This window comes from Mycobacterium intermedium (assembly GCF_002086275.1).
GTDB classification, from domain to species: Bacteria; Actinomycetota; Actinomycetes; order Mycobacteriales; family Mycobacteriaceae; genus Mycobacterium; species Mycobacterium intermedium.
This window is the reverse complement of sequence record NZ_MVHT01000047.1, coordinates 39,346-48,988: the sequence shown is the minus strand read 5'-3', so window position 1 is coordinate 48,988 and position 9,643 is coordinate 39,346. Positions and strand designations below refer to the sequence as shown.

Annotated in this window: 9 protein-coding genes, 4 tRNA genes and 1 pseudogene; 9 read left to right on the top strand and 5 right to left on the bottom strand. The window is 62.1% G+C overall.

Annotated elements, in window-relative coordinates; all coding sequences use genetic code 11:
• Positions 1 to 211: 211 nt before the first annotated feature.
• From BST27_RS17335 to BST27_RS17325, 3 genes are all read left to right on the top strand, one after another.
• Entirely contained in the window at positions 212 to 760 is a 549-nt protein-coding gene (locus BST27_RS17335; protein ID WP_079219692.1) for a hypothetical protein, read from the top strand.
• Between the two features lie 104 nt (positions 761 to 864).
• Positions 865 to 2,358, top strand: coding sequence for a terminase large subunit domain-containing protein (locus tag BST27_RS17330; RefSeq protein WP_197518115.1), 1,494 nt, complete (start codon positions 865 to 867; stop codon positions 2,356 to 2,358).
• A complete protein-coding gene (locus BST27_RS17325) occupies positions 2,355 to 2,945 on the top strand; it encodes a DUF7689 domain-containing protein (protein ID WP_069419634.1) in 591 nt (196 codons plus the stop codon). Before BST27_RS17330 ends, BST27_RS17325 begins: the two co-directional genes overlap by 4 nt.
• Before the next feature lie 73 nt (positions 2,946 to 3,018).
• Here BST27_RS17325 and BST27_RS17320 read toward each other — a convergent pair whose 3' ends face one another.
• The 4 genes from BST27_RS17320 to BST27_RS17305 form a co-directional block, all read right to left on the bottom strand.
• Complete coding sequence (locus BST27_RS17320; protein WP_069419635.1) at positions 3,019 to 3,588, bottom strand: hypothetical protein; 570 nt, start codon at positions 3,586 to 3,588, stop codon at positions 3,019 to 3,021.
• Complete coding sequence (locus BST27_RS17315) at positions 3,578 to 4,075, bottom strand: helix-turn-helix domain-containing protein (protein WP_069419636.1); 498 nt, start codon at positions 4,073 to 4,075, stop codon at positions 3,578 to 3,580. Before BST27_RS17315 ends, BST27_RS17320 begins: the two co-directional genes overlap by 11 nt.
• A 49-nt stretch (positions 4,076 to 4,124) precedes the next feature.
• Entirely contained in the window at positions 4,125 to 4,568 is a 444-nt protein-coding gene (locus tag BST27_RS17310; RefSeq protein WP_069419637.1) for a hypothetical protein, read from the bottom strand.
• A gap of 356 nt (positions 4,569 to 4,924) precedes the next feature.
• Positions 4,925 to 4,996, bottom strand: a tRNA-Val gene (locus BST27_RS17305).
• A gap of 179 nt (positions 4,997 to 5,175) precedes the next feature.
• Between BST27_RS17305 and BST27_RS17300 the strand changes: the two genes are divergently transcribed.
• The 4 genes from BST27_RS17300 to BST27_RS17285 all read left to right on the top strand — a co-directional run bounded on the left by BST27_RS17300 (position 5,176) and on the right by BST27_RS17285 (position 7,563).
• Positions 5,176 to 5,248 (top strand) — tRNA-Gly (locus BST27_RS17300).
• 28 nt (positions 5,249 to 5,276) lie between these two features.
• A tRNA-Cys gene (locus BST27_RS17295) sits at positions 5,277 to 5,350 on the top strand.
• 13 nt (positions 5,351 to 5,363) lie between these two features.
• Positions 5,364 to 5,438, top strand: a tRNA-Val gene (locus BST27_RS17290).
• Positions 5,439 to 6,054: 616 nt separating this feature from the next.
• Positions 6,055 to 7,563, top strand: a complete 1,509-nt coding sequence (locus BST27_RS17285; RefSeq protein ID WP_079219693.1) for a restriction endonuclease — start codon at positions 6,055 to 6,057, stop codon at positions 7,561 to 7,563.
• Between the two features lie 29 nt (positions 7,564 to 7,592).
• On the opposite strand, the gene BST27_RS17280 is transcribed toward BST27_RS17285, so the two are convergent.
• Positions 7,593 to 8,651, bottom strand: coding sequence for a DUF3644 domain-containing protein (locus BST27_RS17280; RefSeq protein WP_079219694.1), 1,059 nt, complete (start codon positions 8,649 to 8,651; stop codon positions 7,593 to 7,595).
• Between the two features lie 262 nt (positions 8,652 to 8,913).
• On the opposite strand from BST27_RS17280, the pseudogene BST27_RS35070 reads away from it, so the two are divergent.
• Together BST27_RS35070 and BST27_RS31430 are read left to right on the top strand one after the other, a co-directional pair.
• Positions 8,914 to 9,000, top strand: a pseudogene (locus BST27_RS35070) (DUF2510 domain-containing protein); the annotation flags it as partial.
• A gap of 54 nt (positions 9,001 to 9,054) precedes the next feature.
• Positions 9,055 to 9,531 carry an HIRAN domain-containing protein gene (locus BST27_RS31430; protein WP_069419641.1) on the top strand — a complete coding sequence of 159 codons (477 nt, stop codon included), beginning with the start codon at positions 9,055 to 9,057 and terminating at the stop codon, positions 9,529 to 9,531.
• Positions 9,532 to 9,643: the final 112 nt, after the last annotated feature.

Here is a 9,643-nt window from a genome sequence, read left to right as displayed (position 1 = left end):
CCCCCCCCCCCCCCCCCCCCCCCCCCCCCCCCCCCCCCCCCCCCCCCCCCGCCCCCCCCGCCCCCCCCGGCCCCCCCCCCCCCCCCCCCCCCGGGGGGGGGGGGGGGGGGGGGGGGGGGGGGGGGGGGGGGGGGCCCGCCCCCCCCCCCCCCCCCCCCCCCCACGACCCACGACGACCCAACACCCGTGACGAGCAGCAGGAGCCTCGCCGATGAGTAACGACCTGACCAGGACCACCTGGGCCAGCATCGCAGCGCAATTGCGGACCGACGCCGCCGAGCAGGATCGCCTGGCATCGGCGTTTCACGAAGCCGGCCACGCCGTTGCCGCGGTGGTGCTCGGCGGGCGGATACATCAGGCGGTGCTTGACACCGGACCGGCGCGCACCGAATACGACGAACCGCCCTCAAGCGCAGTCGGGCCGATCGCCTACGCCGGCCCCTGGTGTGAAGCACGCGCCCTCGCCCGTTTGGCCGGTCGATACACAGCCCCCGGCCCGCGCGACATGCAGCACGTGCTACCGACCAACTGCGCCGACTGGAAAATACTCATCGCCACCGGCGGCCCGGAAGCCGCACACGGCGTTGTCCCGATACTCGAGCGATGCTGGCCCGCCGTGCTGACCGTCGCCGGAAAGCTGTTCACCACCGGGACCGCCGGGCACCGCGACGTCTGCGCCGCGCTTCACCTGACCGATGACGGCGGCCCCGGCAGCGTCGAACTGGCGTGCATCCGATCAGGGCTGCGGGCGGTGTCGTGACGCCGCGTGCACTGGTGGCCGCTCGCGCCCTAGCCGAACACCGCCAACGCCAACGACCAGCAAGCCCCGCCGAGCTAGGGCGGCGGGTAGTCCTCAATTACCGCGTGACCCCAGCGGTGGCACTGATCTCTGACGCCCTACTCGACGCCATCACCCAACCGGATCGCCGCGTCATCATCACGTGCCCTCCACGGGAATCGAAGTCGACCACCGTGGCGGTGGTCGGCACGCTATTCGCGCTGATGAATAACCCCGACGAACGAGTGATCCTGGCGTCCTACGCCGACTCATTAGCGTGGGAGCATTCCCGTACCGCACGCGCGCTGGTCGAGGAACATCACGACGTGCTGGGCTTTCGGCTCTCGGCCGACAAGACCAGCGCGGCCAGGTGGGCCGTGGCCGGCCGGTCCGGCGGCCTTCTCGCAGTCGGGATCACATCAGGTGTCACCGGCTTCGGAGCCGGACTCTTGCTCGTCGACGACGCCACCAAGAACGCCGCCGAAGCCGACAGCGCGGCCAGTCGCGCCCGCGTGCTCGCCGAGTTCCGCGCAACCCTCATGACCCGTGTTCACCCCGGCGGGTCGGTGGTCATTATCGGTACGCGCTGGCACGAAACTGACCTGATCGGCTCACTGTTGCGCGAGGAACCCGACAGGTGGCGGCATATCAACATCCCGGCCGTTGCCGAAGCTGGCATCCCTGATGCGCTGGGCCGCTTACCGGGTGCGGCGATGACCTCCGCACTGGGCCGCACCCGTGACCAGTTCACCGACCTACGCAGGTCAGTCGGCGAGCGAGCCTGGTACGCACTCTTCCAAGGAGTACCAAGCAGCCCCGAAGGCGGCCTGATCAAGCAAGACTGGCTTGATCACTGGCGCCTACCCGCCGCACCGCCTCACCCCGTTCGGACCGTCGTGGCGGTGGACCCCGCCGACAGCGGCGAGCGTGACGCCGCAGGCATCATCGCCGCCACCTTGGCCGCTAACGGTCGGGTCCACCTGATCGCCGACGCCACCGGCAAGATGACCAGCGACGAATGGGCGCGAGCCGCTATCGCCCTGGCGCTCGACGTCGGCGCGTCCGAGATACACGTTGAAGCCTTCGCGAGCGGCGCGACCTACGTCCGAATCGTGCGTGAAGCCCTCGCACGCAGCGAGGGTGCCAGGCACATCTCCGTGCGCGGATGGCCACCAAAGGGGCATCCCCGCAAGGGCGATGCCGTCACCCGCTCCGCGGCAATGCTGCAAGCCCTCGAAACGGGCCGGTGCGTCATCGCGGGCAACCTGCCCGATTTCGAGACCGCGGCCGTGCGCTGGCAGGCCGGACAGCATCAACCCGACTGCATTGCCGCCGCGGTGATCGCGTTCGACGTGCTGGCACCGGTCGCCGGTGGACAGACAACCATCGTCGGCCCCTGGCACCGGCCGCAGAGTCAGCCGCCGGAGTGGATGACCCGAAGGATCCTGAACGGGCGCACAAGTCCCGACCAACTGACCACCGCCGCCCCGCATCGGAGCTACTTGTCCCGATCGGTGAAGCCCAGCGGTTACGACCCGCTGGCGTATCCACGACCGACCCTCCGCCCCGTTCTGACATGACCTACGTCGACTACCCGATCGACCGCCTGATGAGCGGCCCCTACTCTCTGGGACCGCGCCCCGGACGGTACGGCTACCGGGCCGGCACCCGGGGCCGCATCGCCGAAGCAATGCTGGAAACCGCGCTCCCGGTACTCAAGCGCATCAACTACCGGATCGTGCTACCCAAAACCGAGCAATACAACTGCATCGCCTGGGCCGCCGGCGACCAGACCCGATGGTGGCACCCTTTCGCCGCCAGGGCCGCCGGCCGCCGGTGTGCCGCCCACGGCCTGCCTGACCACTGCTTCTGGCCACTGGCCGACTACGCACATTCGATGACCACCTACATCGCCGCCTTCGAGACGGTGGGCTACCGGCTGTGCGCATTCGACCCCTCGCCGGAGCCGGGAATCGAGAAGATCGCCCTGTATCAATGGCCCGACCTCGATGGATGCTCGCACGCCGCCCGCCAGCTCCCTAGCGGAGTGTGGGTCAGCAAGGTCAATGACCTGCCGGGCATCGCCCACCTACGGCCCAGCGACCTCGAAGGCAAGCAGGGCTACGGCCAAGTCGTCGAATACATGTTCCGGCGACGGCCACTTTGAACTGACGCGGCTTCCCTATGAAGCAGCGCTCGACTCGCGCCTTGCTGGCAGAGCACGCCCGGAGCAGGCGCAATCAGTTCGGCATTGCGTAGGAACCTGACTCGCGGCCCGCCTCGAACTGCTTCATCACCATCTCCACAACGTCAGACTCCGGCATCCGCAGGGGGTGATACTGCACGTTAAAGCCTTGGGTCTGGGCTAGCTCATTGATGACGGTCCACACGTATGTAATCAAACGCGGGACGGCCTCTATCGTGAGAAACTCACGCACCACGGTGGGGTTGTATTCCACCGGGCGCTTCCAGCTGTACTCAACCGCGCTGTCGGCGGCAATCAAGTGCTTCGTATCCTCCACGCGAAGTCCCGCCCTGACACCGAACACTGTGGGCCGCACTGACACGAAAACTAGAAGGTGGATCTGCCTGGACTTGCCGTCCTGTCTTGGTTCTTGGTCGTTGCCGTCCTCCTGATCGGCAGGCGCCTCGCTATCGTTGGAAACTTCGTAGCCCATCAGGGTCATTAGAAAATCGCCTGGCGCAGTGGCGGACACACGGTTGAAAGTCCGCATCCGCAATGTCGCAATCTCATCGCGGAGTTCGCTGCCAGACGAAGGCTTGAAGAGGTCCGTTTCTTCAGCAGCCATAACAAGACTGCGGAATCGGGTTGCTCTGTCGGGGTGCCTGACGTCTGCGAATGGATCGGCGAATCGGGATGACATTGCTACGCGCAGCCGTCTCCGGCGAGTCCCACCCGACTTCGCCGCCTAGAGTGTCAATGAGTTGCGCAAATTCGCTTGCGATCTGCCGGGTCGCGGTCATCGTGTAATCGCTAGACTCTAGAACCTCGAAGTCGGCAACTCCATGAGTAACAATGGCACCAATCGCCGCAGCGTAACGCCTGATCGTCGACAAATGTGGGTCTGAACTTAGCCGCTCGAAATTCGAAACCGCAGCCTTATCGCGGTGCATCCTCTCCGCAACCGCCTGCTGTGTCAGACCTTTGTCCTTGCGCAACTGCACAAGCTTTTCGAGGAGTTCGGAGTCCTCCTGCGCAAGGGCTTCGCGCAGGCGATAGTCCGCGCTGTCTGGATCCAGACCGGCAGAACGTTCGATGTCATCCAAGTCCCACACAATGTTGAGGTTAACCGCAACATCATTTGGCCAGCAAGGCGGGTGATACTCATGTGGTCTGTTGCGAGTACCACTGTTGTAGGCGCCTAGCCGCCTCGTCGATCTGGGTGTCCTGAACGCCGATACCGCCCAAGTTGTTCGACGGCTTCCAGGCAAGATGCAGGAGCAGCAGTGTTCCAGGCGGTTTTGACGGCGCGTGGACGTATAGCCGATAGAGACGGCCCGTACTATCGATGGCGCGACGAATCTCGCCGATATCCTCATTCTTGCGCTTCGCCATGGGTGCATCCCAGTCGCCATCTGGGGGGATGTCACCGGCTTCTTTGCGTCTGCACGTCCCGGCCTGAATCGCCCTGATCGTCGCCTTGATATCAGACCAGATTTGCGGGTCGTCGTCGTTTGCAGCGCGGATATCAGCTGCCAGGTCGACACCACAGCCCTTCAGGTCGAAAGCGCCAGACTCAAGGAGCCGTTCAGTCGCTGTCTTATACAAGGGTGTCCCGATAGTTGTCTCTCAGGGGCGTGGACGCTTCAGCAATCGCCACAAGCTAACTCGCAGCGGCAAATTGGGTTGTCAGCGCATACTGCACAACCCGGCATCGCGTAGGACCGTGACGTCGCCCTATGGTGCAACGCGAGCCCTGCTGGAGTCCGCTCTGGCAGGGCCTCGGCGTTCCAAGGGCAAATGGGGGGTCATCTGCCGAGGCAAGTCTATGGCTTCCTATTGGGCAGTAGAACGGGAGCCATGCGCGAACCGCCGGATTGATTTTCGCTCAAGAGGTGTCACGTCAAGCCCAACCGATGTTGTGCGGTTGTTGTGCGACATAGGAGAATAACGCTCTGACCTTGTGGTCCCGGCTGGGATCGAACCAGCGACCTTCCGCGTGTGAAGCGGACGCTCTTCCACTGAGCCACGGGACCGGCGCCGAGAGGCGAACGACGTCGAAGACTAGCACGCTTCGTGTGTCGGGCGGGCACGCCAGGGGCTCAAAAGCGGGTCCTGGACCACCCGAGACACGCCGTGACCAAGGAATTTGTGTGCACACGCTCACTGGACTATCGTCGTGCTTCGCACCGGGCGACGATCTCGCCCGTTGCGCGCGGACGTAGCGCAGTTGGTAGCGCATCACCTTGCCAAGGTGAGGGTCGCGGGTTCGAATCCCGTCGTCCGCTCGAAGGTGCAAGTGGCATCAACCCCAGCGGTGGAGTGGCCGAGTGGTGAGGCAACGGCCTGCAAAGCCGTGCACACGGGTTCGATTCCCGTCTCCACCTCCATTTTCAGCTCCCAGCGCGATTAGCTCAGCGGGAGAGCGCTTCCCTGACACGGAAGAGGTCACTGGTTCAATCCCAGTATCGCGCACCACAGTTTGCGCAGTTCGAAGCATGTACCTAGCTCCGCTAGGGAAATCTCATGCAACATACATGCAATATGCCGCGCCTGCCAGGCCCATCGTTCCCCTTGTGCCACCTTGACCTGGGCCAACATCCGCGGTCAGGCCATCTCTAGAGCCGGGGCGGCTCATGTTTGTCAGCGCCAGACCAAGCGGAGCTGCCAGGAATCGAACCCGCATATATCGTGCTGACCTGCATCTTTCCGATATGGGTCAGCACAGTGTGACATTTGAAAGCGCGAATTGGCATGGGTTACGTGATGACCACCGTCAGCACCCTGGCTGTAACGAGCTCAGGCCGCAGCTACCGCCGATAGGGACCCGTATCTGCTCCAGCCGTTCGTATGGGGGGTTGCCTTCAAGACCGACGAGACCGGTTATCACGACAGCGTCACATTTGACGGCCAGGTGGTCAGTTGCGGCGTAGCTCGCTTACGGTGAGCGCGTAGCTAAAGCGCAACGCGGCTTTCAGCTCGGAGGTGCGCACCAAGACAACGACGCCGTTGGCAACCGGACCGCGGCACGCACCTCCTTGAGGCGTTGTCTAATCCCTTCTCGCTGTCCTAGCCGCGACGTAACCTACTGCTCATGCAAGCCGTTCTGGCCATCATTGCCATCCTCGTAGTCGCCGCCCTCTTAGTTAAGTACTGGTTTGTAGTTTTGCCAGTCGCGGTAGCGGTATTCGTCGGTGCGGCGCTGAATGCGCGGGCCAAATCCAAGCGGGAGCAGGAAGCCCGAGCACTCGCTGTCGAGCAGGCAGAAAAGGCGAGGATCGCAGAAGAAACACAGGCACGCAAAGCCGCCGAAGCTGCGGCTATCGCCGCCAAAAGAGAGAGGGAAGCCGCAGAGGCTCGCAGGATGGCCTATGAAAGGCAGCGCTGGGCGGAGGGCGCCAATTTTGACGAACTGGAAGTTGCTCGCGTGGTCGCTGCCGCCGCCGGGCTGGTACCTCAAGTAGAGGCCGAGAACAGACGCATCGAAGCATGCATACGGGACCTCACCAACCTCCTTGCCGATGGTCTCGCGCATATGCGCCAAACACCGCCAGAGTGGACTTACCTGCAAGCACGCGAAGGTGACCCAGATGGAGTAACCGCCTATGCCACCGCGGTCCTTGATTCGATGGTGCTTCCGGCTGGCATCCAACCCAGCGCCAAGGTTGCCTACTCGCGCGATTCGCGGCAGTTGGTAGTCGAGTTTGAATTACCGACAGTCAAAGTGGTGCCCGAGGTGAAGTCCTATCGCTACGTGAAGAGTCGGGACAGTATCACAAAGGCGGCCCGGCCAGCAACGCAGATAAAATCAATGTACGCCAGCGTGATAGCGCAATTAAGCTTGTTATGCCTAGCCCACGTATTTGCCTCAGATACGGGAGGCAACATCGACGTCGTCGTATTCAACGGTATCGTAGAAACCCTCGATCCGCGAAGCGGTCGACCTGTTCGTCCATGTTTGCTCACAGTGCGTGTAACTCGGGACGTATTCACCGAATTCGAGCTTGCCCATGTCGATCCAGGTGCTTGCCTAAAACATTTGTCCGCCAGCGTGTCCCGCAGTCCCGCTGAGTTGCTCCCAGTCCGCCCGTTGCTTGAATTCTCTATGGTGGACCCGCGATTTATCGCCGAAACCGACACTTTGGGAGCAATGGATGACCGCCCCAACCTTATGGAGCTCACCCCTGCCGAATTCGAATCCCTGATTCAAAATTTGTTCACCAACATGGGGCTAGAGGCCAAGCAAACACGGTCTTCACGAGATGGCGGGGTGGACTGTGTAGCCTACGACACCCGGCCCATATTCGGCGGCAAGGTCGTGATCCAAGCCAAGCGGTACAAGCACACTGTTGGGGTGTCTGCGGTACGGGACCTATTCGGCACCTTGCAAAACGAAGGCGCGTCGAAGGGAATACTTGTAACAACGAGCGGATACGGCAAAGCCTCGTTCGAGTTCGCGCAGAACAAGCCGATCGAACTCATCGACGGCGGTAATTTGCTTTATCTATTAGAAGAACACGCAGATATGAAGGCAAAAATTGAAATGCCCGACGATTGGCGTGACCCCGTCCCAGATTCCGGTGACTCTGAGTTCGCTCTCTGACGTGGTCAGCGACAATTTCTGCCGCAGAGCTACGACGAAAGTAGCTCCTGTGTAGCCTTTAGGCGCGGTTTGCGGCCGATAACCTCGATGAAGCCAGCCTCGGTCCCGCACTTTCTGATCAACAGATCAACGCATGCCTGCGTATAGACGTAGTCGCGATGCACTTCGTCGTAGAAGCAGTAGCGTTCGTCCGTAATCTTCTTCGCATCTCCCCGAGCCGTGCTGGAAGGACGAAGTTTGAGGTTCTTCCATGCCTGGGGGAACTCTGCTGAGGCACTGAACCTGAACGGGATCGCAGCCTCGACGCGCCTACACACGTCGCTAGGCCGAAACCGGCCAAGGTTCGTAACAGGGCGAAACTTATCACGCACGATGACCCGACCGGTCTTTTCCAGCGCCTCGTATGCCTTTCGTTCACCCTCCGACAGGTCGGCTTCGCGAACGAAACTAACTGCTAAATCAGCGTCCCCGCTCGGTGCGCGCTTCTGAACTAACTCGACCCGAAATTCGAACCGGCGGTCATTCAAGACGTCTTCGCCGAGACCGCTGCGGAAGTCGATGAAAAAGTTTCTCAACCTCTTTGGTAGCGATAGTTGCGCGGCAACGAGAGTCTTTACTCCTTCCTCGTTGAAAGTGCTGAGCGAGACTGGAAGATGCACCAGCGAAGCGACGGACATGCGCGAGCCGAACTTCTCCGTCATCTCGGCCTCGTAGTTGAGGACCAGCGCCTGGCAGAAGCCAGCAGACGCGACCACTAGACCGTGCTCATGCCGATGCTCAATCTTGTTCCTTAACCGGATCGTGAGTTCCAAGTTCTTGCGAACGGGGTGCTGCGGATCGGGCCAACGCTCAGCGACACTTCGGTACAGGTCCCACGACTTCCTTTCCCCGTCGACCTTCATGTACCGGCGAGGCTTAGTGCTAACAAGGTACGAGTAGTTGATCCCGGCTTGCTCAAATTCCGCCTGCAATAGATAAAGCCACGCGATGTGCATGTGCACGAGGAACGCTTCAAGCGGACGGCGGCTTCCAGGGCGGTTGTAGAACTCGACTGCGTTAAGGCATTCGTCGCGTGACGATTCCACCATGCCCAGCCATCGCGCACGCCCTCGCACTGCGGTCCCCTCAACTTGAACCTCCAACCCCTATATCTAATCGCAGTCGTCCCCGGATAGATCCCTTGCAACACGAATAGTCGCGGCGGTATACGCCGGGACCACGCGGGAAGGGACCTCCGAAAGTCCCGCCATACCGCCCACACAATTTCGTGACTGCTCGTAGCATTAGTTAGCCAAACGCTTAGGAGGCGATGTGGAACCCGGCCAGTACCCGCAGTCGTTGCCTCCGCCTATGTGGTGCCCGGACCCCGCAGGCACCAACCAGCTCCGCTGGTGGGACGGCGCCAGGTGGACCGATCACTACACGCGAATTCCCGCGCCAGAGCCGGCCGAGTCGGCTGTACCCGCTCTACCTGCCACGCACAATTCATCGTTGGTCACTGCCTACACGCGCCAGGCAACGCCCCCGACAAGGGCGAACGGCCGAAACCCAAAGACTCCACTTGCGGATGTCGTCGCTACCGCGACGCTTGAGGAGCCGCGCCATCCCCTCGAAGAGCAGGTCGAGGTTGTCGGTGAGACTTACCGCGCCAAAGACATCCGCCGGGTTTTCAAGGAAGCCGGTATGCCGATCACCGACGGTGGTGTGACCCTAAAGTCGGTCCGCTGCATCCTCGTTCCCGAGCCATGGAATGAGCACGACCCCAACGCCGTCGCCGTGATGGTCGGGCAGAACCACGTCGGCTACCTCGACGCCGACCTTGCTGCCTCGTACACCGATGGCCTCCTGCGCATCGCGCGGCAGGGCAGTCTGGCAACAGGTGAGGCGAGGATCTGGGCGAAGAGCGACGACGGGATCATCCGGGCGCGCGTGACAATCCTTATCCCCGAGGCTTCCCAATTTGATTAAGCACGCGTCGTCACGACGTGCCAATTCTTCGATTTGATCCGTTCCCTAGAGGTCGCATGTTGTACCGGGTTGAACCCGCTCCGGCCCTAGAGTCTGGCAGCGCCCGACGGAC